Raw genomic sequence first — 20,497 nt, 5'->3', positions numbered from 1 at the left:
CTCGCCAGCGATATCCGCTAAACCACCATTTTCCGAATGGTGGAATCCTGGTCTGCATGGTGGATGCGTGGTTATACTCACCCGCACGCAGCGGGCCCATGCCCGCCGTGCTCAATGGAGGGAAACAGCCCCATGGCACGCATCGTGTTCATCGGCGCGGGCAGCGTCGAGTTCACCAAGAACGTCCTCTCCGACATCCTGACCTTCCCCGAGCTGGGGGAGTCCACCCTCGTCCTGCACGACATCGACGCCGAGCGGCTGGCCACGGCCGAGGCCATGGCGAACTGGATGGTCGCCGAGCTGGGCCTGGGCGCCAAGGTGGAGGCGCACCTCGACCGGCGGGCCGCCGTGGACGGCGCCGACTACGTGATCAACGAGATCGCGGTCGGCGGGCACGCGGCCACCCGCGTCGACTTCGAGATCCCCCGCAGCTACGGGCTGCGGCAGACGATCGCCGACACCCTCGGCGTCGGCGGCGTCTTCCGCGCGCTGCGGACGATCCCGGTCATGGTGGCCCTGGGCACGGACCTGGCCGAACTGGCTCCGCACGCGCTGCTGCTCAACTACACCAACCCGATGGCGATGATCCCCCGCGCCGTCTACGAGGGGACCGCGTTCAGGAACGTCGTCGGGCTCTGCCATTCCGTACGCGACACCCAGGCCCGGCTGGCCTCGCTCGTCGAGGTGCCGGAGGAAGAGGTGTCGTTCGTCACCGCCGGGGCCAACCACCAGGCGTTCGTGCTGAAGTTCGAGCACAAGGGCAGGGACCTGTATCCGGTGCTGGACGAGGTCATCGCCCGCGACCCGGAGCTGCGCCGTACCGTGCGGGTGGAGATGTACCGCCGGTTCGGTCACTTCCCCACCGAGAGCAGCGAGCACGGCTCGGAGTACCTGCCCTGGTTCCTGCACCACGACGACCAGGTGGAGCACTTCCGCATCCCCGTCGAGATCTACCTGCGGTGGTCGGCGGAGAACCTCGGCACGTACGAGGAGACCAGGCGGCGGCTGGCCGCCGGGGAGGGCGTCGAGATCGCCCCCGCCGGGGAGCTGGCCTCGGACGTCATCCACTCCATCGAGACCGGCACCCCCAGGGTCGTGCACGGCAACGTGCGCAACGGCGGCCTGATCTCCAACCTGCCCGAAGACGCCTGCGTCGAGGTGCCGTGCCTGGTGGACCGGGCCGGGATGCGCCCGACCCGCATCGGCGCGCTGCCGCCCCAGCTCGCCGCGCTGAACCGGACGTTCCTCAATGTCGGCGAGCTGACCGTGCGCGCGGCGCTGGAGGGCCGGCGCGACCACGTCTACCACGCCGTCATGCTCGACCCGAACGCCTCGGCCACGCTGACGCTCCAGCAGATCCACGACCTCGTGGACGACATGATCGCCGCCCACGGCGACCTGCTCCCCGAGGGTGTCCGATGAGGCGCGCGCCGGTCGCCGCCGTGCTCCTCGCCCTGGCGGTCACCGGCTGCTCGGGCGGCGGCCAGGAGCAGGCGGCCGGCGGCCCCGTGGAGATCACGATCTGGCACGGCCAGGAGGACAACTCCGCCAAGTCGATCGAGAAGCTGGTCGCGCGGTTCAACCAGAGCCACCCCGGCGTCAAGGTGAAGACCGAGTCCGGCGGGGCCACCGCCGACGGGATGCTGCCCAAGCTCACCGCCGCGCTGGCCTCCGACGCCTATCCCGACATCGCCTACCTGTACGGCTCCTGGGCCCCCAACATCGCCAGGAACCCCAAGACGGCCGACCTCACCGAGGTCGTCAAGGACCCGGCGATCAACTGGCAGGACTTCTGGGCCAGCGAGCGGGAGTCCGTCACCGTCAACGGCAAGGTCATCGCCTTCCCCGCCGTGGTCGACAACATGGTGGTCCTCTACAACAGGAAACTGCTGGCCAAGGCCGGTGTCGAGGCGCCCGGACCGGACTGGACCTGGGACGACTTCCGGGCCAAGGCCAAGCAGGTCACCAGCGCCAAGGACGGCGTCTTCGGCGCCACCTGGCCGATCAGCGGCGGCGAGGAGGCGGTCTGGGGCCTGTGGCCGATGCTCTGGCAGGCCGGCGGCGACATCCTCACCCCCGACCACAAGAAGGCCGCCTTCAACTCCGCCGCCGGCCAGCAGGCGCTCGGCAGGCTGCGTGACATGGCCGTGGTCGACAAGTCGGTCTACCTCGACTCCAGCCCGGCGGAGAAGGGGCAGAAGCTGTTCGAGTCGGGGCGGCTCGGCATGTTCATGACCGGTCCGTGGGTGCTGCCCGACCTGCAGGCGGCCAAGGTCGACTACGGCGTCGCGCAGCTGCCCGGCACCGACGGGAACCACGAGACGATCTCGGGGCCGGACAACTGGGTGGTGTTCGAGCACGACGAGCGCCGGGTCAAGGCCGCGGCCACGTTCCTGGCCTGGCTGACGGCGGCCGAGCAGCAGCTGGAGTGGATGGGCGACACCGGCTCGCTGCCGATCCGCGAGTCGATCACCAAACTGCCCGGCTATAAGGACTATGTCGCGAAATATCCGGGCATTGAGGTGATCTCGGCGAACCTGGCCAACGCCAAACGGGTCCGGCCGCCGACCACCCGGTACCCCCGGGTCTCCGCCTTCGTGGCCGAGGCCATCGCCCAGGCGCTGCTCGGCAAGAGCGACGCCAAGACCGCCCTGGACCAGGCGGCCGGCAAGGCGGACGCCGCGCTGGCCGTACCGGGATCATGAGCAGCACCGCGCTCAGCGCCGCCCGCACCGGGCACCGGCAGCCCCGCGACCGGCGCAGGCTCGGCGACAACGTCGCCGGCTGGTCGTTCGCGGGCCCCGCGTCGCTGGTCATCCTCGGCTTCTCGCTCGTGCCCATGGCCTGGGCGCTGGCGTTGTCGTTCACCGACTCCGACCTGATGACACCCGGCACGAACGTGGGGCTCGCCAACTACCGGGCGCTGCTCGACGACCCCGTGTTCCTCCAGGCGGTGGCCAACACCGGGCTGCTGCTGGTGCTCTACATCCCGGCCTCCCTGGTCACCGGGCTGGTCGTGGCCGTGCTGCTGAACAGGAAGGTCCGCGGGATCGGGTTCTACCGGACCTGTTTCCTGGTGCCGTACATCGTCTCGGCCACCGCCACCGGGCTGCTCATGGGCTACATCTTCGACCGCGACTTCGGGTTGATGAACGGCCTGCTCGTCAAGCTCGGACTGCCGGTGCAGGGGCTGCTGAGCGACCCGTCGCAGGCCATGCCGGTGCTCACGCTGATCTTCTTCTGGACGCGGTTCGGATTCGCCGTGGTCATCTACCTGGCGGCCATCCAGGAGATCAGCAAGGAGGTGCTGGAGGCCGCCGCGATCGACGGAGCGGGGTCGTGGACCACCTTCAGGCACGTCATCGTCCCGTCGGTACGGCCGATGACGATCTTCCTGACGGTGTGGGGCATGATCGACGCGCTGCAGTTCTTCGACCTGGTCATGACCACCACCAAGGGCGGCCCGGCCAACGCGACCGTGACCATCGTCTACTACGTCTGGCAGCTCGCCTTCACCTTCAACACCGCCGGGTACGGCGCGGCCGTGGCGTACGTGCTGTTCGCCGGCACCCTGGTGCTGATCGTCACGGGCCTGCTGATCGCGCGGCGGAGGGGAGCCACCGGATGAGATGGCCCAGCAAGTGGCACCTGGTGCTGGTGCCGATGTCGGCGGTGGTCGTGCTGCCGTTCGTGTGGCTGCTGCTCAGCTCCGTCATGACCCAGGCCGAGCTCAACCGGTTCCCGCCGGCGATCTGGCCCGAGGCCGTGGACCTGGGCGGCTACCGTACGGTCGTCGAGCGCTCGAACTTCCCGCGCTGGTTCCTCAACAGCGTGATCGTCTCTGGCGTCATCGTGGCGGCCCAGCTCGTGCTGTGCAGCATGGCCGGGTACGCCTTCGCCAGGATCAAATTCGCCGGCTCCAAGACGGTGCTGATCCTGGTCATCGCGACCGCGCTGATCCCGTTCCAGCTCACGGTCATCCCGACGTTCCTGATCTTCAGCGAGGCCGGGCTGACCGACACGCTCGGCGCACTGATCGTGCCGTCGCTGGCCTCCGCCGTGGGCATCTACCTGATGACCTCGTTCTTCCAGTCGTTCCCCAAGGAGCTGGAGGAGGCCGCGCGGATCGACGGCTGCTCGCGCTTCGGCGTGTTCTTCCGGGTCGTGCTGCCGGTGGCCAGGCCGGCGATGGCGGCGCTGGCCGTGATCACGTTCATCACGGCCTGGAACGACCTGTTCTGGCCGTTGGTGGCGATCAACTCCGAGGCCAACTACACGGTGCAGGCGGGGCTGACGACCTTCCAGGGCCAGCACCGGGCCGACTGGCCGGCCATCATGGCCGGCACGGTGCTGACCACGCTGCCGGTGCTGGCCGTGTTCCTGTTCGGCCAGCGCCGTTTCGTCCAGGCGCTGACCGGCGCGGTCAAGGGCTGAGGTCGCGGTACGGGCCGGCGGGGAGCGTGGTGAAGGCGGCCAGGAGCGCCGCGCCCGCGCGCCTCACGCCTGCTCGGCGACCGCCTGCCGCAGCTTCTCGCCGATCTCCTCCATCCTGGCCGGCGACATCCGGTCCTTGAGCGCCGTCACGCTCACCGCCGCGACCGGCGCCGTCCTCCCCAGGAAGACGGGGACCGCCACGCAGCGCACGCCCGGCTCGTTCTCCTCCAGGTCGAGCGCGTAGCCGCGCGTGCGCACCTGGTCCAGGTGGGTGGCCAGCTTGGCGGGGTTGGTCATGGTGTTACGGGTCCTGATGGCCAGCGGGCCGTACCGGGCGGCCCACGCCTTGACGGCCTCGTCCGTCGGGTACGTCCAGGCCAGCAGCGCCTTGCCGACGCCCGTGCAGTGGGCGGCGTTGCGGCCGCCCACCACGGACGTCATCGTGATCGTCCGCACCGCCTCCACCTTGTCCAGGTAGACGACCTCGCCGCCGTCCAGCATGGCCATGTGCACCGTCTCGGCGAACTCGTCGCTCAACCGCAGGAGCAGCGGCCGCACCAGGCTGCGCAGGTCCATCGTCTCGTAGAACCTGAAGGCCGTGGCCAGCATCTCCGTGCCGAGGAAGTACGGCCCGCTGGGCTCCGGCTGCGCGGCGAACCCCCGATGCTTCAGGGCCCCCAGCAGCCGGTGCAACGAGCTCTTGGGCAGCCCGAGCCTGGTGGCGAGCTCGTCGAGCGTAACGCCTCTGCTGTGTTTGCCGATCTCCTGCAAGATCAGCAGCGCGCGATCGACGCTCCCCACCGGGGACTGCCCGTCCGCCACTACCCTCGCCTCCCTGTTCCGCTTCATGGAAGGCTAGCGCGTATCGCGGAACGGCTCCAGTCAGCGGGTGTCGCCGGGCCGGGTGGCCCATCCGCCGTACTCGTAGCGCGTGTACCGGCCTCCCTGATGGGGCTCGGTGTAGGCGTCCAGCTCGGCCGCGAAGTCCTCCGCGTCGTCCATCGGCCGGTATCCGAGGGCACCCGCCGCCGCGTTCTGCGTCCACCACGACCGCGTGTTGCGCGAGACGCCGTAGACGACCACGTGTCCCGAGCCGGGCGGCGCGGTCAGGCAGGCGCCGTAGAGCCGTGCCGCGTCGTCGTGGCTCAGCCAGGTGTGCAGGTGGCGCGGTTCGGTGGGGCGCTCCTCGAAGGAGCCGACGCGTACGGAGATCACGTCGAGGCCGAAGCGGTCGGCGTACAGGCTGCCCAGTGCCTCCCCGAACGCCTTGGCCGCGCCGTACAGGCCGTCGGGCCGCACGGCCTCCTCCCCGTCGAGGGTCGCCCCCGCCGGGTGGAAGCCGGTGATGCGGTTGGAGCTGGTGTTGACGACTAGCCGGACGCCCTCCCTTCGGCACGCCTCGAAGACGTTGTAGACGCCCTCCAGGTTGGGGCCCTTGATCGCGTCGAACCCGGCCTCGTCGGAGACGCCCCCGAGGTGGATCACCGCCTCGGTGCCCCGGACGGCCGCCCGCACCTGGTCGAGGTCCAGGAGGTCGGCCGGTGCGAACTCCTCGTGCGCGGCGAGCGGGCCGACGTCGCGGAGGTCGGACAGGCGCACCCGCGCGATCTTGGGCAGCAGCGTGCGCCGCAGCACCTGGCCGATGTTGCCGGCGGCTCCGGTCACGAGGACGTGTTCGGGGAGTCTGGTCATGTTGATCACTTATCCATGGTTTCCGGGATGCGGGTGGCGATCTGCTCGCGGGCGTGCTCGCACTCGGCGAAGCTGTGCGGGCAGGCGAGGGCGTGCTCGACGAGCTCCTTGGCGGCCCGGGCCCGTGAGATGCGCCGTTCGAGCTCCTGAACGTGGTGGCGCAGCAGATCACGGTGGTCCATCGGATCGGCGGCGGACAGCAGCACGCGCAACTCGCCCAGCGTGAAGCCGGCCTCCTTGCCCATCAGGATCAGCGCCACCCGCTCGAGATCGCGCCGCCCGTAGGCACGCTGACCGCCCGCGCGCCGCGCGGGTGCCAGCAGGCCCATGCTCTCCCAATGGCGCAGGACATGCGTGTCCAGGCCGAACCGCTCCGCCAGCTCTCCGATGGCCATCCCCTCGCTTGACTTCATGTGTACATTAACCGGCACGGTTGCGGCATGATCAAGCCGACCGTTGCGATGACGCGGGTGGTCAACTCCTGCGTCCTGCTCGAACTCGACGGCCACGCCGTCCTCACCGACCCCTGGTTCACCGAACGGTGGTGGCTGCGCCGCGGCGAACCGCTGGGCCTGCGCGTTCGCGACCTTCCCCCGCTCACCGCCGTCGTGGTCACCAACCTGGCCACCAACCACTGGGACCTGCGCGCGCTGCGCCACTTCCCGGCCAAGGACACCACACCGCTGTACGTGCCCACGCGCGGCATGGCCCGCCGGGCCCGAGCTCTCGGATTCCGGCGGGCGGAGCGCCTGACGTGGGGGCGGACACTCGACCTCGCGCCCGGCCTGTCCATGACGGTCGTGCCGTCCGGGCGGACCCTCGTATGGCCCAACAACGCCTACGTCTTCACCACGGCGGGCGGCCGGGTCGTCTTCTTCGGAGGGGAAGCGGGGGAGCGCCTCCGACGCTGTGGCCCTGGCGGGCCCGGAACTGCGGGTGGTGGACCTGCCGACGGGCAAGCGGTGGGAACTCGACACGAGTGCCTGATCCGTCCGGTGCGGGTTTTCGACGTCGCGGCGCATCTGGGCGCCGGCTACCGGCTGGAGCACGTGTCCGACGCCGGGGAGCCGGCGTCGCCACCGCCCTGCTCCGCCGCCGCGGGGCGGGCCGGCCGGCGTCTCCACGGCGGGTCGGACAGCCCCAGCCGGCGCGCGTTCAACGCCAGGTGGATCGCGGCGGGGGCCACGACGATCGATCCCAGCGTGTCGGTGGCGTAATGCGCTCCCAGGTAGACCCGCGCCAGCATCTGGACGCCCACGAGCACGAAGCCCGCCGCCAGCACCGGCCGGTGGAAGCGGGTGCGCCTGACCAGGGTCGCGACGGCGATCACGATCGACAGGGTCAGGCACACGTGACCGCTGGGGAAGCTGCCGGAGCCGAGGCCGTACACCAGGGAGTCGGAGACCGGGGGCCGGGAACGGGCGACGACGGTCTTGAGCACCCAGCTGACGCCCCACCCGGCGGCGATCACCACCAGCACGCGCCCGGCGGCCCGCGGCCGGCCCGCGACGGCCACCCCCACGACGAGGGCGGCGGCGAGGAGCGGGCCCATGACCGTGCCGAACCCCACGTTCAGGACCTGCGCCACCGCGGTCGGCCACGGGCTCCGGAGCGACTGCACCCCGTCGCTCACGGCGGCGTCCACGGCGGTCCACGCGGGCGTACGGGCGGCGAAGCCCATCACCGTGCCGAGAACGAGGAGCGCCACGGAGACCGGCACCGGGAACCCCGCTCTGTTCGACCTCATGGTGGAACGATAAAGAGGGCCGGATAAGGCCGAGTTCAGCCCCCGGCGCGGGCGCGCGCGGTCCGCAGGACGAGCAGCCCGCCGATCCCCGGGACGAACGCGAGCAGGCGGGCGGCCGGCTGGACCGTCCAGGTGGCCGCGATCACGGCGAGGTAGGCGGTGCCGTGCAGCGGGCCGCAGAACGTCGTGATCACCTTGGCGTGCACGGTCAACAGGTTGCCGAGCAGGAGCACGAGGGAGGCGGCCTCGACGGCGGCCGCGATGCGGAGCAGGCGCATGGCGGGTCAGTCCCCCGCGCCGGGCCGTACGATCATCAGGACCACGACGACCGCCCAGGCCAGGTTGTAGAAGCCGGCCAGCATGGACATCACGCGCAGCGGCCGTTCGTCGCCGGGCTCGCTGAGCGCGGCGCGCTGGCGCGGGTAGATCTGCGTGGCCAGCAGGGCCCCCGCGACGGCCGTGAGGATCATGGAGACGGTGATCCAGATCTCGCCCATCCGGCCCTGCACGCTCGCCAGGATGATCCCGGCCAAGGGGACGATGAGCCCGAAGGCGGCGTAGCCCCCGGTGATGCGGTGCAGCGCGACCGCGACACTCCGGTTGCGCTCGCCCGGACCCGGCGGCGGCTCGCCCTGCCCGTCGCCCTGCCCGTCGCCCTGCCCGCCGCTCGCGACCGGCACGTAGCGGGGGAACAGGCTCGTCGCCACGGCCGAGCCTCCCACGAACACGATGCCGGCCAGGACGTGCACCGACAGCAGGACATGCTCCAGCATTCCTCAACCTCCAACCTTCAGGGTGACTGAAGCCTAGCGCAAGCTTCAGCCGTCCTGAAGGTCGGGAGTCCTGGGGGTGGCGCCTGGTGGGCAATGCGATTCGGGTGCGGCGCCTCGTCGTGGCGATGCTCAAACCGGCTGAGGTGAAGGGCCCAGAGAGGGGGGCCAACTTTCACTTTTCGGAACGATAGTCTAACGTTCGGAACATGTCCGAGATGGCTGCCGAGTCCAAGCTCGTCGGATCCGACCGCGTGCTCGCGGTCCTTGCCGAGCTGGCTCGCCACCCCGACGGTATCGGCTTGGAGGAGATGGCCCGAGCGGTGGCCAGCCCCAAGCCGACGGTCCACCGTGCCCTGGCGTCGCTGCGCCGCGCCGGATTCGCCGCGCAGCACGGCCACGGGCGGTACGTGCTCGGCGACGAGTTCCTGCGGATGGCCTTCGCCCACCACGAGGCCCGGCCGGACCACGTGCGGGTCACGCCGATCCTGCGGGCCCTGTGCGACCGCTACGGCGAGACCGTGCACTACGCCGTGCTGGAGGGGACCTCGGTCGTCTACCGCTCCAAGCTCGACCCGTCCGACGGGGCCGTCCGGCTGACCTCCGTCGTCGGGGGCCGGAACCCGGCACACTGCACCGCCGTCGGCAAGGCGCTGCTCGCCGACGCCCTGCGCACCGAGGACGCGGTGCGCGAATGGGTGGGGGAGCGGCGGCTGGAGCTGCCGACCGGGCGCTCGATCGGCACGGTGGAGCGGCTGCACGCCGAGCTCGTGCGCATCCGCGAGCAGGGCTACGCCGTCGACGACCAGGAGAACGAGCCGGGCGTCAACTGCGTGGCGGTCCTGGCCTACCTGACCTCGCCCACCGTGCCCAGCGGCGCCGTCAGCGTCAGCGGGCTGGCCTACCGGACGCCGCTGGAGTCGCTCGTCGACGACCTGGCCGCCATCCGCGGCATCGTCGCCGGGCGGGAGACCTCATGAACCTCGCCCGTACCCTCTCGACCCGAACACGGAGAAAGCGTTGTACCTGATGCGCATCGGCGCGCCCGGCGCCGAGAAGCCCGTCGTCCGCGTGGACGAGTCCCACTACATCGACGTCTCGGACATCACGCCCGATTTCGACGAGCGTTTCTTCGCCGCGGGCGGCATCGCGTTGCTGGCTGACCGGGTGGCCCGGGGTGAGGTGCGGGCGTTCGCGGGTGAGCGGGTCGGCGCGCCGATCGCCCGGCCGCACCAGATTCTGTGCATCGGGCTGAACTACAGCGACCACGCCGCCGAGACCGGCCAGGCGGTGCCGGATGAGCCGATCCTGTTCACCAAGTCGCCCAACACCCTGATCGGTCCGTACGACGAGGTGCGCATCCCGCGCGGCTCGACCAAGCCCGACTGGGAGGTCGAGCTCGGCATCGTGATCGGCAGGCGCACCTCCTACCTGGACTCGGTCGAGGAGGCCGCGGGCGCCATCGCCGGGTACTGCGTGGTCAACGACGTCAGCGAGCGCGCCTTCCAGATGGAGCGCGGCGGCCAGTGGTCCAAGGGCAAGTCCGCCGAGACCTTCAACCCCGCCGGCCCGTGGCTGGTCACCCCGGACGAGATCCCCGACGTCAGGAACCTGGGCATGTGGCTCGACGTCAACGGCGTGCGCCGGCAGACCGGCACCACCAAGACGATGATCTTCGACCCGTACGTCATCGTGCACTACCTGAGCCAGTTCATGGTGCTGGAGCCCGGTGACCTGATCAACACCGGCACCCCGCCCGGCGTCGGCATGGGCCACAACCCGCCCGTCTGGCTCCAGCCCGGCGACGTGATCGAACTCGGCATCGACCGGCTCGGCAGCCAGCGCCAGCAGGTCCTGGGCCCGCGCTAAGGACAGAGCGGTAAGGACAGAGCGGTAAGGACAGATATGAGCGTCACCCATTCCGAGAAGCGGCGGCTGACCGCCCCGGACCCCGCCGTCCTGGCGGCGGTCGAGGCCGCCGTGCCCGGGATCACCCGTACGCGGGCCACCGACCGGCTCGGCATGGCCCATGACGCCTCCCACTACCTGCTCACCCCGCAGGCGGTCCTGGTGCCGGAGAGCGCCGAGCAGGTGGCGGCGCTCATGCGGACCGGGCTGCCGCTGACGTTCCGCTCCGGCGGCACCAGCCTGAGCGGGCAGGGCGTGAGCGAGCACCTGCTGGTCGACACCCGTCGGCACTTCCGCGGCATCGAGGTGCTCGACGGCGGCGTCCGGGTCCGCGTGCAGCCGGGCGCCGTGCTGCGCCAGGTCAACGCCCGGCTGGCCGCCCACGGCCGCAAGCTCGGCCCGGACCCGGCCAGCGAGTCGGCCTGCACGATCGGCGGCGTCGTCGCCAACAACTCCAGCGGCATGACCTGCGGCACCCACGCCAACACGTACCGGACGCTGGAGTCGCTGGTCCTCGTGCTGCCCAGCGGCACCGTCGTCGACACCGCCGCCCCCGACGCCGACGCGCGGCTGCGCGCGCTGGAGCCCGAGCTGGCGCAGGGCCTGGAACGGCTGCGCGACCGGGTCCGCGGCAACCCCGAGTCGGTGCGGCGCGTCACCGCCCAGTTCTCCCTGAAGAACACCATGGGGTACGGGCTCAACAGCTTCCTCGACCACGACACGCCCGCGCAGATCCTCGCCCACCTCGCGATCGGCAGCGAGGGGACCCTGGGCTTCGTCGCGCAGGCGGTCCTGCGCACGGTCCCGGCGCACCGCCTGGCCGCGACCGGCCTGCTCGTCTTCCCCACGCTGCGCCGGGCGATGGCGGCGATGCCACAGCTCGTCACCGCCGGACCCGCCGCCGTCGAGCTGCTGGACGCCGAGTCCCTGCGGGTGGCCCAGCGGGACCCCAGGGCCGACGACGTCCTGCGCACGCTGACCGTACGGGACCACGCCGCGCTCCTGGTCGAGTGGCAGGAGTCGGACCCCGAAGCGCTCGCCGAGCACGAGCGCACGGCCGAGCGGCTGTTCGCCACGCTCGACCTGGCCGCCCCGGCGCGGCTGAGCAGGGACGCGGGCGGCCGGGCCGCTCTGTGGCACATCCGCAAGGGCCTGTACGCCTCCGTCGCCGGCGCCCGGCCCAGCGGCACCACCGCGCTCCTGGAGGACGTCGCGGTCCCGGTGCCCGTCCTGGCCGACCTGTGCGACGACCTGGCCGGCCTGTTCGCCAAGCACCGCTATGAGCGCAGCGTGATCTTCGGCCACGCCAAGGACGGCAACCTGCACTTCATGCTCAACGAGCGCTTCGACACCGACCTGGAGCGCTACGCCGACTTCACCGAGGACATGGTCGCCGCCGTGCTCGACCGGGGCGGCACGCTCAAGGCCGAGCACGGCACCGGCCGCGTCATGGCCCCCTTCGTCCGCCGCCAGTACGGCGACGAGCTGTTCGAGGTGATGCGCGAGGTCAAGCGCCTGTGCGACCCCGCGGCCACGCTCAATCCCGGCGTCGTCCTCACCGACGACCCGCACGCCCACCTGCGCGACCTCAAGAACGTCGTCACCGTCGAGCCCGAGGTCGACCGGTGCGTGGAGTGCGGTTACTGCGAGCCCGTCTGCCCCAGCCGCGACCTGACCACCACGCCGCGCCAGCGCATCGTGCTCCGGCGGGAGCTGGCCGCCGCCCAGGAGGCGGGCGACCACGCGCTGGCGAAACGGCTGGAGGAGGAGTACGGCTACGACGCCGTGGACACCTGCGCCGTGGACGGCATGTGCGCCACCGCCTGCCCCGTCCTCATCAACACCGGCGACCTGACCAAACGCCTGCGCGAAGAGCGCCACGGCCGCGCCGCCCGCGCGGGCTGGAAGTCCGCCGCCAAGCACTGGAACGGCGTCACCCGGGCCATGAACCTGGCCCTCGACGCCGCCGCCGCGGCGCCGGCCCCGCTCGCCGAGGGCGCGAGCAAGGCCGCCCGCGCCGTGGCGGGCCAGGACGCCGTCCCGCAGTGGAGTCGCGACCTGCCCCGGGGCGGGACACCCCGCCGCCCGGTCCCGGCCGAGGACGCCGACGCCGTCTTCGTCCCGTCCTGCCTGAACACCCTGTTCGCCCCCGCCGAGGGCGGCCCCGGCGCGATGGCCGCCCTGCTCAGCCTGGCCGAGCGGGCGGGCGTGCGGCTGCTCGTGCCCGACGGGATCGGCAGCCTGTGCTGCGGCACGCCGTGGTCGTCCAAGGGCCTCGCGGACGGCTACGAGGTGATGCGCCACCGGGTCCGGGACGCGCTGGCGGCGGCCACCGACGGCGGCCGGATCCCGGTCGTCAGCGACGCCGCCTCCTGCACCGAGGGCTTCGAGCGCCTCACCGCCGCGGCCTCGCCGGCCATCCGGGTGCTCGACGCGGTCGCCTTCACCGCCGAGCACCTCCTGCCGCGCCTGCCCGCCGCCCGCCGGCTGCCCTCGCTGGCCCTGCACCCGACCTGCTCCTCGACCCGGCTCGGCCTCGACGCCGCCATCACCCGCGTCGCCGAGACCGTCGCCGAACGGGTCGTCGTGCCGGACGGCTGGCAGTGCTGCGCCTTCGCCGGTGACCGCGGCCTGCTCCACCCCGAGCTGACCGCCTCCGCCACCCGGGCGGAGGCCGCCGCCGTGGCGCGGGAGGACTTCGCCGCCCACGCCTCGGTCAACCGCACGTGCGAGCTCGGCCTGAGCCGCGCCACCGGCAAGCCGTACCACCACCTCCTGGAGCTCCTGGACCGGGTCACTACCCCTTGACGGCCGCGCCGGTGACCGAGGAGGCCCAGTACAGGGCCTTGGCCACCTGCGGGAACAGCCCCTTGGGGTGGTTGCGGAACATCGGCTCCGTGCCGAACAGCACCACGGCCGCGCCCCGCTCGTCCCTGCCGCTCACCACGGCCGCCTGGCCCCTGGCGGCGTCCTGGCCGCCGGTGCCGTCGGCGTCGGGCCGCCAGTGGCCGGAGACCAGCGGGCCCTCGGCCGCGTACGACTGCTCGACCGTGACCTCCGGCCCGAGGCCGGTGAACCAGCGCGGCGAGTACACGAACGAGTGGTCCGGCGATCCGCCGCTCACCTGCCCACCCACTGGGCCGCCCGTGGAGAGCACGCGGACGACGCCGTTGGCGTCGCCGCGGCCCGCGACGGCGGTCGCGGTGAGCAGCCCGGCGGCGGCGTTGAAAGCCGCTCCGGTGCCGCCCCGGGTGATCACGCCGCCGGTGGTCAGGAACGCGTCGAGCGCCGCCCTGGCCGCCGGGTTGAGCGCGGTGTAGCTCAGCCCGCTGGAGACGAACAGCACGTCGGTCCCGCTCCAGTCGTAGCCCGCGTTGAGGGCCGCCGTGGAGACGGGGGTGACGGCGAAGCCCAGCTCGCGCAGCGTGAAGAGCTCGTCGGCCGAGGCGGCGGCGGCGATCCTGACCTGCGAGAGCGGCGCGCCGGACGCCGTGCCGGACGCCGGGGTGAAGGCGACGCCGTAGCGCTCGGAGACCGCGCGGGCGGCCTCTCGCGCCGAGGCGGGCACGATGGCCGCGCCGTCCGCCCAGGTCATCGCCGTGCCCTGGGCCAGGAGGTCGTTCAGCGCGAGGACGTCCTTGGCGTCGGTCACCTTGAGCGCGAGCGCCCCGGGCGTGCGCGGCACGGACCCGGTCGGCGCGGCGGCCTTCACCGGGTCGGCCTGCACGCGCAGGGACGTGACGCCGTCCACGCCGGCGCCCCAGAGCAGGCCGTGGCTCCAGCCGGAGATGTCGTACATGGCGTCCACCCTGGGCGAGATGTCCGCGCCCGCCTCCAGCATGACGTTGGCCAGGCCGCGCTTCGGCTGGCGCATGTCCACCACGTACGACCCGGCCGGATACGTCCTGCCGTCCGCCCGGAACGCGTGCCTGGCCCGCTCGACCCGCACGTCGTTCGCGATCAGGTGGTCCACCAGGCGCGCGGCGGCCGCCTCCGAGCGCCGGCCGGTGATGACGTACGCCCGCGGGAAGGTGGTGGTGTAGACGTCCTCCGGCCCGAACCCGGGCACGATGCCGAGCGGCACCGTCTTCGACCGCTCCCCGGCCGCGCCGCGCCGGAACACCTCGATCTGGTCGGCGATCAGCCGGTCGTGCCGGTCGCGCACGAAGGCGTAGGTGGACCGGATGGCGGCGGCGGCCACGTCGGTGTTGATCGCGGAGCGGCGGCGCAGCTCCTCGACCGGCAGCTGGGTGTAGTCGGAGCCGTTGACCCGCAGCGGGATCTCGACGGTGTGCGCGGCCACCGCGCCGTGGAAGGGCGCGTACTGCGGGGTGAAGATCGGCGGCCAGTCGTCCCAGCCCTCCGCGGAGTCGCGGAACGGGATCTGCGCCGGGTACACGCCGTCCTTCTCGACGGTGTAGCCCAGCCCGTTCACGGCGGCCTCCATGCCGAGGCCGTTGGCGTAGGTGTTCTGGATGAACAGGTCGTACTCGTAGTTGGCGCCGTGCGGCGGCGTGGTCGGCTCGATGAGCGTGCCGTTGACGTAGCCGTGCAGGTCGATCATGGTGACCGGCTGGGCGTCGATCATGATCTGGCGCATCGCCCGCACCTCGGGCTGGGAGGCGGTGACGAAGTCGCGGTTCAGGTCGAAGCCGGCGCCGTTCTGGCGCACGCCGGAGACGCGGCCGTCGGGGTTGGCGGTGATGTTGAAGTACAGGCGGGTGCGCGCCAGCAGGTCGGCGACCTTGGGATCCTTGCTGGTGGCGAGCTCCTCGATGACGCGCAGGGCGGCGTCGGTGCCCTCCCACTCGTTGCCGTGGATGTTGGCGTTGACGAAGACCGGCGCCTTGTACCTCTTGACCAGCTTCCGGTCGCGGGCGGCGGCGGCCGGGTCGTTCTCGATGCGGTCGCGGATGCGCTCCTGCTCGCGCGTCTCGGCGGCGCTCTCCGGGGCGGTGACGGTCACCAGGTAGAGGTCGCGGCCCCCGTACGAGCGGCCGATGACCTGCGCGCTGACCCGGTCGCCGCGCTGCTGCAGGTCGTTCAGCCGGGGCGCGATGCCGTGGTGGGGCACCAGGCCCAGCTTGATCGAGGCGTCGGCCGGGTTCTCGGGGGGCAGCGGCAGCCGGGTCCGGCGGGGGTAGCCCCGGTCGTGCGACAGGGTGCCGGGCTGCTCGGACTGGGCGGCCGCGCGCGCCTCGGCCCGCTCGGGCACGTCGGCGGCGACCTCGTTCCGCTCCGGGCCGTTGCCGAAGTCGCGCACGGCCGGGGCCGGCGGCGCGACCGGGTCGGCCGACACCGCGTGCGGGACGAGCGGGATCACGAGGAGCCCGGTGAGCAGAGCCGGGAGCAGGGCAGGGGGCAGGCGCAAGGGAGTCCTCCAGAGGGTGCGGATCAGGGTTCCCGGTAGTCGGCGGCGACCCCCACCAGGGAGATCAGCCCGGACACGAACTCCAGCGCCTCCGCGTGCCCCTCCGCGAACGGCGGCTGGAAGCCCACGGCCTGCCACGTCCGCGTGCCGGGGTCCCACAGGTCGGCGCCCACCTCGAAGTCCCAGCCGTAGACGCCGTGGTCGTACCAGAGCTCGTCGGCGGAGTTGCCGGCCGCGGAGTAGAGCACGTCCGTCACGGGCCCGGTCTGCTGGGGCCAGATGACGGTGCCGCGCTCGGCGGCGATGGCCTGCTCGATCGTGCGGGCCGAGCGCAGGAAGTATGCCTCCTGCTGCGCCGTGGGCCTGGGCAGGGTGACGCGGCCGTCGAGCCGGTACGCGCCGGGCGGCCACATGAAGTAGCCGCCGTAGCTGTGCACGTTCATCGCGAACCTGATGTTGCGGTGCTTCTCGGCCAGCCACATGACGTTGCGGCTCTCGGGCTCGGAGTGCTCGGCGGGGCCCGCGTACGTGCCGCTCTGACAGTTGGCCGAGGCGCCGAAGTACCCGTCGGACAGCGAGCCGACGGCGTAGTTGCGGTTGACGTCCACGCCCCAGGTGTTGCGCAGCGCCGGGTCGGACTGCTGCGCTGGGCAGTGGTTCGTCATGTTCTTCCGCTGGCCGTTGAAGTCGTAGAAGCTGTAGTTGGCGCCGTCCGGGTTGACGGTCGGCACGATGAAGACGTCGGTGCGCTCCAGCAGCCTGCGGGTGGCCTTGTCGCGGGTGTAGTTGCGCAGCAGCCGCTCGGCCGCCTCGACCACGACGAGCGGCGCCACCCACTCGCGGGCGTGCTCCTGGGCGTAGGCCAGCACGCCGGTGCGGCTGCCGTCGCGGTGCGCGCCGATCCGCAGGGCCAGCACCCGGGCGGGCGCGCGGGAGACGCTCGCGGGCGCGTTGAGGAAGTCGCTGAGCTGGGTGAGCGGCGCGGGCGCCATGACGCCGTCGCCCGCGTTGGCGCGGTAGGTCGTGGCCTTGACGCCGGTGCCGCCAGTGGAGTTCGGCGCGGTGGCGTTGATCGCGGCGGTGACCTGGGCGGCGGTGCTGGCGGGGGCGCCCGAGGCGTCGGTGGCCAGGCTGACCGTGATGAGCTTGCCGTTCACGGTGACCTGCAGCGGGCGGCCGGGCGCGCCGGGGTTCACCAGCTCGGCGGCCAGGTCGTTGCCGCCCTCGGAGCCGTACGCGTCCGAGGTGATCACGACGGCGGCGGCGGGCGGCGTGCCGATCAGCGCCTGGGCGTGCCGCCGGTAGCCGTTGGTCGGGTACGGCAGCGTGATCAGCTCGGTGAGCTTGGGGTAGCGCTGGTGCAGCGCCTTGATCCGCTCGTTGAGCTGCGCGGGCGGCATGTACTGGGTGACGAAGTCCTTCTGGTAACCGGGACCGGCGCGGTCCGGCTGCTCGCCGTCGGGCCACTCCTTGACCCTGGCCTCGGCCGTGCCGCCGACGGCGGAGGTCACGGTGACCCACTGCGGCCGGCCGTCGGCGGGCACCGGGGTGCTGAACTGGTGGCCCAGGTACGCGCCCGCGTCCACGTACGGGACCATCGGCGCCTGCCCGGTCGAGCCGCCCTTGCCCTTCCACGCCACGGTGAGCGTGGCCGCCTCGCCCGCGCTGCTGGACGCCTCCACCGACAGGAAGTAGCCGTCGCGGGACTTCATCCACACGGCCCGCTCGATGACGAGCTGGTCCTGGGCGGCGGTGGCCTTGGCCTTCGCCTGGGGCGGCGTGCCCGGCGCCAGGGTCGCGCCGAGCGCGGCGTAGGCGGCGAGCTGGCTGGGCGTGGCCACCGCGTCCACCTGGACGCTGCCGTCCGCCTGCGGGCGGACCCGCTCGGTGAGGTCGGCTCCCGAGGCCACCAGCCGCTCCATCGCGGCGCGGTCGGGCACGGAGAGCGTGACCAGCGAGGCCGGCTCCGGGTCACCCGGCCCGGCGACCGCCGGGACGGATGGCTCCGCGGCCACGAACGTCGTGAGAACGATCAACAGAACGACTGCGGACGCCCGTAAACCACGCATCGGCCCCTCCTGGATCACCCGTATGGGGCACATTCAAGGCGGAGTTGCCCAAACCGGCAAGACCCAGGCCGGGTTTCAGGAGGCCGTCACGTGCGGGACCGCCTGGTAGAGCGCCCAGTCGGCGCTGATCGCGCCGGCCGTCGTCAGCAGCAGCGGCAGGTATTCCTCGGTCAGCTTCTCCATGGACGTCTCGGCGGCGTGGGCGTTGACGTTGACGGCCGCGATGACGTTGCCGAGCCCGTCCCTGAGCGGCGCCGCCACCGACCGGATCCCCAGCGCGAGCTGCTCGTCCGTGGCGGCCCATCCCTTGGCGCGGACCGCGCGCAGCGCCGCCTCGCGCTCCTTGGCGTCCGGACGCCAGCGCGGCTCGATGCCCGAGCGGCCCGGCTCGGCCAGCACCCGCTCCACCTCGGCCGGCGGCAGCGCGGCCAGCAGCACCTTGCCCAGGGACGTCTGGAGCGCGGGGAAACGGGTGCCGATCTGCACCTGGAGCGACACGATCTTCGGCACCGCGACCCGGGCGACGTAGACGATGTCGGAGCCGTCGAGCTGCGCGATCGAGGACGACTCGTTGGTCTGGGTGACGAGCCGCTCCAGGTGCGGCCTGGCCACCTCCCAAAGCCCCATCGAGCGGACGTAGGTGACGCCCAGCTCCAGCACCCGCGGCGTGAGCGCGAACCCGCCCTGCTCCGACCTGGCGTACCCCAGCTCCTGGAGGGTGAGCAGGATGCGGCGGGCCGTCGGCCGGGCCAGGCCGGCGGCCGTCGCCACCTCCGTCAGGGACATGACCGGGCGCCCCGGCTGGAATGCCCTGATGACATCGAGGCCGCGGGCCAGCGCCTCGATGAAGTCAGGTCCGGTGTCACCACGTGCCATCTACGCCCTCGCCTCGCTCGGAATCCGTTCGATCCGACTCTAGACGGTCGCCCGTCCGCACAGCGGCCGATACTGGGGCCGATCAGAGGCGGTGGGTGGCGTCGCTGCGATAGTCGGTGTACGTGTACGGGTTGTCGAGGACCTTCGCCGAGGGGATGTCCGGGTTCATGCCCTTCTCCCAGACCTCGTCGCCCATCGTCGAGCGCAGGTGCTCGACCGTGCGCTCGACCCGCGCGCGGGCCCCGGCGAGGTCGACGCCGAGCAGGCGGTGCTCGTGCTTGACCACGCGCCCGTTGACGATCACGGTGTGCACGTCGCCGCGCTGGGCCTGGAACGCGACGTGCCCGAACGGGTTGAGGATCGGGAACGACACCGGCGAGTGCTCGTTCTTGACGAGCACGAGGTCGGCCTTCCTGCCGGGCTCGATGACGCCCAGGTCGTCGCGGCCCAGCGCCCGGGCGCCGCCCCGGGTCGCCCACTCCACGACCTGGTCGGCGCGCAGGCCGCAGTGCGTGACCGTCTCGCCCTTGGCGTGCGCCTCCAGGTGCTCGCGCGAGCGGTCGGCGCCGAGCGTGGTGCGCATGGCCGAGAACAGGTCGCCGCTCCACCACACGCTGGTGTCCATGGACAGCGACACCGGGATGCCGTGGGCGCGGACCGCCCAGGTGGGCGGGTAGCCCTGGCCGGCGCTCTGCTCGCTCTCCGTGGAGACCGAGATCGAGCCGCCGGTGGCCGCGATGCGGTGGTAGGAGTCGGCCGACAGCGAGGCGGCGTGGACGTAGATCGTCTCCGGCGTCATGAAGCCGTGCTCGTGCATCAGGCGGATGCCGTCGTCGCTGGTGGCGCCCCACACACCGGCGTGCGTGGTGACGGCGGCGCCGAGCTCGCGGGCGACCTCGAACGCGGGCCTCTCCGGGAAGGAGGGGTCGCCGAGCACGTCGAAGGCGATCTGGAAGCCGAGCATGTCGCCGCCGGAGACGCGGCGGCGCACGAAGTCGCGGAACTCGGGCGCGGCCGTCCACTCGGCGGGCGGCTGCTGGATGTTGCCGTAGGCGAGCACGTACCGGCCGGGCACGGACTCCAGCGCGTCGGCGGCGGCGTCGGCGTGGTCGACGGTCCGCAGGCCGTGCGACCAGTCCACGACGGTGGTGACGCCGGCGTCCAGCGCCTCGATCGCGGCCAGGGTGTTGCCGGCGTGGATGTCCTCGGGCCGGAACAGCTTGCCGTGCTCCAGGTAGAACCAGACGAAGTACTGGGTGAGCGTCCAGTCGGCGCCGTAGCCGCGCAGCGCCGTCTGCCACATGTGCCGGTGGGTGTCGATCATGCCCGGCATGACCAGGCCGCCGGACGCGTCGATCACGACCGCGTCCCCGGGCGCCTCCAGTTCGGGGCCGACGGTGGCGATCCTGTCCCCGATCACGAGGACGTCCGTACGGGGCAGAACCCGCCTGCTCCCACTGGGTGACATGGGCAGCACGGTGCCGCCGCGCAGCACCACGGGCCGTCCGGCCTCGAACTCGTTCATGGCACACGCTCCTTGCGAACGATTGTCCGCTATACGGTCACAGCCACTGTGATGAGCGCTCGCGTACGTGTCAAGACGGTTGACGCGGGCTCGCGTCGGTGATGA

Annotated in this window: 17 protein-coding genes and 1 pseudogene; 8 read left to right on the top strand and 10 right to left on the bottom strand. The window is 72.1% G+C overall.

Features of this window, described 5'->3' with window-relative positions; genetic code table 11:
- Positions 1-132: 132 nt before the first annotated feature.
- Genes AB0L65_RS50985 through AB0L65_RS50970 form a run of 4 tightly spaced genes read left to right on the top strand, consistent with a single transcriptional unit; the run spans position 133 to position 4,434 of the window.
- Positions 133-1,422, top strand: coding sequence for an alpha-glucosidase/alpha-galactosidase (locus tag AB0L65_RS50985; RefSeq protein WP_364262366.1), 1,290 nt, complete (start codon positions 133-135; stop codon positions 1,420-1,422).
- Positions 1,419-2,705: an ABC transporter substrate-binding protein gene (locus tag AB0L65_RS50980; RefSeq protein ID WP_364262363.1), complete on the top strand. Its 1,287-nt coding sequence runs from the start codon at positions 1,419-1,421 to the stop codon at positions 2,703-2,705. The genes AB0L65_RS50985 and AB0L65_RS50980 overlap by 4 nt, the downstream gene beginning before the upstream one ends.
- The gene (locus tag AB0L65_RS50975) at positions 2,702-3,628 is read left to right on the top strand and encodes a sugar ABC transporter permease (RefSeq protein WP_355200389.1); all 927 of its coding nucleotides are present in this window, start codon (positions 2,702-2,704) and stop codon (positions 3,626-3,628) included. The genes AB0L65_RS50980 and AB0L65_RS50975 overlap by 4 nt, the downstream gene beginning before the upstream one ends.
- The gene (locus tag AB0L65_RS50970) at positions 3,625-4,434 is read left to right on the top strand and encodes a carbohydrate ABC transporter permease (protein WP_364262360.1); all 810 of its coding nucleotides are present in this window, start codon (positions 3,625-3,627) and stop codon (positions 4,432-4,434) included. Before AB0L65_RS50975 ends, AB0L65_RS50970 begins: the two co-directional genes overlap by 4 nt.
- Before the next feature lie 63 nt (positions 4,435-4,497).
- On the opposite strand, the gene AB0L65_RS50965 is transcribed toward AB0L65_RS50970, so the two are convergent.
- From AB0L65_RS50965 to AB0L65_RS50955, 3 genes are read right to left on the bottom strand one after another with little or no spacing between them, the layout of a single operon-like run.
- Positions 4,498-5,256, bottom strand: coding sequence for an IclR family transcriptional regulator (locus tag AB0L65_RS50965; protein ID WP_364262357.1), 759 nt, complete (start codon positions 5,254-5,256; stop codon positions 4,498-4,500).
- Positions 5,257-5,316: 60 nt separating this feature from the next.
- Positions 5,317-6,126 carry an NAD(P)-dependent oxidoreductase gene (locus AB0L65_RS50960; protein WP_364262354.1) on the bottom strand — a complete coding sequence of 270 codons (810 nt, stop codon included), beginning with the start codon at positions 6,124-6,126 and terminating at the stop codon, positions 5,317-5,319.
- 5 nt (positions 6,127-6,131) lie between these two features.
- Complete coding sequence (locus tag AB0L65_RS50955; protein WP_364262351.1) at positions 6,132-6,539, bottom strand: MerR family transcriptional regulator; 408 nt, start codon at positions 6,537-6,539, stop codon at positions 6,132-6,134.
- Positions 6,540-6,566: 27 nt separating this feature from the next.
- On the opposite strand from AB0L65_RS50955, the pseudogene AB0L65_RS50950 reads away from it, so the two are divergent.
- Positions 6,567-6,998: pseudogene (locus AB0L65_RS50950) on the top strand (MBL fold metallo-hydrolase); the annotation flags it as partial.
- A gap of 161 nt (positions 6,999-7,159) precedes the next feature.
- Here AB0L65_RS50950 and AB0L65_RS50945 read toward each other — a convergent pair.
- Genes AB0L65_RS50945 through AB0L65_RS50935 form a run of 3 tightly spaced genes read right to left on the bottom strand, consistent with a single transcriptional unit; the run spans position 7,160 to position 8,646 of the window.
- A complete protein-coding gene (locus AB0L65_RS50945) occupies positions 7,160-7,873 on the bottom strand; it encodes a phosphatase PAP2 family protein (RefSeq protein ID WP_364262348.1) in 714 nt (237 codons plus the stop codon).
- Positions 7,874-7,908: 35 nt separating this feature from the next.
- Positions 7,909-8,151, bottom strand: a complete 243-nt coding sequence (locus AB0L65_RS50940; protein ID WP_364262346.1) for a hypothetical protein — start codon at positions 8,149-8,151, stop codon at positions 7,909-7,911.
- Between the two features lie 6 nt (positions 8,152-8,157).
- Positions 8,158-8,646, bottom strand: a complete 489-nt coding sequence (locus AB0L65_RS50935; RefSeq protein ID WP_364262344.1) for a hypothetical protein — start codon at positions 8,644-8,646, stop codon at positions 8,158-8,160.
- A 206-nt stretch (positions 8,647-8,852) separates the two neighbouring features.
- On the opposite strand from AB0L65_RS50935, the gene AB0L65_RS50930 reads away from it, so the two are divergent.
- The 3 genes from AB0L65_RS50930 to AB0L65_RS50920 are packed head-to-tail and all read left to right on the top strand — an operon-like array spanning position 8,853 to position 13,359.
- Entirely contained in the window at positions 8,853-9,623 is a 771-nt protein-coding gene (locus tag AB0L65_RS50930) for an IclR family transcriptional regulator (RefSeq protein ID WP_364262341.1), read from the top strand.
- 40 nt (positions 9,624-9,663) lie between these two features.
- Positions 9,664-10,512, top strand: a complete 849-nt coding sequence (locus tag AB0L65_RS50925; RefSeq protein WP_364262338.1) for a fumarylacetoacetate hydrolase family protein — start codon at positions 9,664-9,666, stop codon at positions 10,510-10,512.
- Between the two features lie 36 nt (positions 10,513-10,548).
- Positions 10,549-13,359 carry an FAD-binding and (Fe-S)-binding domain-containing protein gene (locus AB0L65_RS50920; protein WP_364262335.1) on the top strand — a complete coding sequence of 937 codons (2,811 nt, stop codon included), beginning with the start codon at positions 10,549-10,551 and terminating at the stop codon, positions 13,357-13,359.
- Here AB0L65_RS50920 and AB0L65_RS50915 read toward each other — a convergent pair.
- From AB0L65_RS50915 to AB0L65_RS50900, 4 genes are all read right to left on the bottom strand, one after another.
- Complete coding sequence (locus AB0L65_RS50915) at positions 13,349-15,922, bottom strand: M14 family zinc carboxypeptidase (protein ID WP_364262332.1); 2,574 nt, start codon at positions 15,920-15,922, stop codon at positions 13,349-13,351. The two genes, AB0L65_RS50920 and AB0L65_RS50915, sit on opposite strands and share 11 nt — an antisense overlap.
- 23 nt (positions 15,923-15,945) lie before the next feature.
- Positions 15,946-17,958: a M14 family zinc carboxypeptidase gene (locus AB0L65_RS50910; RefSeq protein ID WP_364262330.1), complete on the bottom strand. Its 2,013-nt coding sequence runs from the start codon at positions 17,956-17,958 to the stop codon at positions 15,946-15,948.
- Positions 17,959-18,066: 108 nt separating this feature from the next.
- Entirely contained in the window at positions 18,067-18,867 is an 801-nt protein-coding gene (locus AB0L65_RS50905; protein ID WP_350727347.1) for an IclR family transcriptional regulator C-terminal domain-containing protein, read from the bottom strand.
- 82 nt (positions 18,868-18,949) lie between these two features.
- A complete protein-coding gene (locus AB0L65_RS50900) occupies positions 18,950-20,392 on the bottom strand; it encodes an amidohydrolase family protein (RefSeq protein ID WP_364262327.1) in 1,443 nt (480 codons plus the stop codon).
- Positions 20,393-20,497 lie beyond the last annotated feature (105 nt).

The organism is Nonomuraea sp. NPDC052116, from assembly GCF_040680035.1.
Classification (GTDB): domain Bacteria; phylum Actinomycetota; class Actinomycetes; order Streptosporangiales; family Streptosporangiaceae; genus Nonomuraea; species Nonomuraea angiospora_A.
The sequence above is the reverse complement of the archived record's forward strand: the minus strand, read 5'-3'. Positions and strand labels throughout refer to the sequence as shown.

Excerpts from the sequence above, each read along its gene's own strand:
- AB0L65_RS50900 (WP_364262327.1), bottom strand. The coding sequence starts at position 20,392 with ATGAACGAGTTCGAGGCCGGACGGCCCGTGGTGCTGCGCGGCGGCACC.
- AB0L65_RS50935 (WP_364262344.1), bottom strand. The coding sequence starts at position 8,646 with ATGCTGGAGCATGTCCTGCTGTCGGTGCACGTCCTGGCCGGCATCGTG.
- AB0L65_RS50920 (WP_364262335.1), top strand. The coding sequence starts at position 10,549 with ATGAGCGTCACCCATTCCGAGAAGCGGCGGCTGACCGCCCCGGACCCC.
- AB0L65_RS50985 (WP_364262366.1), top strand. The coding sequence starts at position 133 with ATGGCACGCATCGTGTTCATCGGCGCGGGCAGCGTCGAGTTCACCAAG.
- AB0L65_RS50980 (WP_364262363.1), top strand. The coding sequence starts at position 1,419 with ATGAGGCGCGCGCCGGTCGCCGCCGTGCTCCTCGCCCTGGCGGTCACC.
- AB0L65_RS50955 (WP_364262351.1), bottom strand. The coding sequence starts at position 6,539 with ATGAAGTCAAGCGAGGGGATGGCCATCGGAGAGCTGGCGGAGCGGTTC.
- AB0L65_RS50970 (WP_364262360.1), top strand. The coding sequence starts at position 3,625 with ATGAGATGGCCCAGCAAGTGGCACCTGGTGCTGGTGCCGATGTCGGCG.
- AB0L65_RS50975 (WP_355200389.1), top strand. The coding sequence starts at position 2,702 with ATGAGCAGCACCGCGCTCAGCGCCGCCCGCACCGGGCACCGGCAGCCC.
- AB0L65_RS50940 (WP_364262346.1), bottom strand. The coding sequence starts at position 8,151 with ATGCGCCTGCTCCGCATCGCGGCCGCCGTCGAGGCCGCCTCCCTCGTG.
- AB0L65_RS50905 (WP_350727347.1), bottom strand. The coding sequence starts at position 18,867 with ATGGCACGTGGTGACACCGGACCTGACTTCATCGAGGCGCTGGCCCGC.
- AB0L65_RS50960 (WP_364262354.1), bottom strand. The coding sequence starts at position 6,126 with ATGACCAGACTCCCCGAACACGTCCTCGTGACCGGAGCCGCCGGCAAC.
- AB0L65_RS50945 (WP_364262348.1), bottom strand. The coding sequence starts at position 7,873 with ATGAGGTCGAACAGAGCGGGGTTCCCGGTGCCGGTCTCCGTGGCGCTC.
- AB0L65_RS50930 (WP_364262341.1), top strand. The coding sequence starts at position 8,853 with ATGTCCGAGATGGCTGCCGAGTCCAAGCTCGTCGGATCCGACCGCGTG.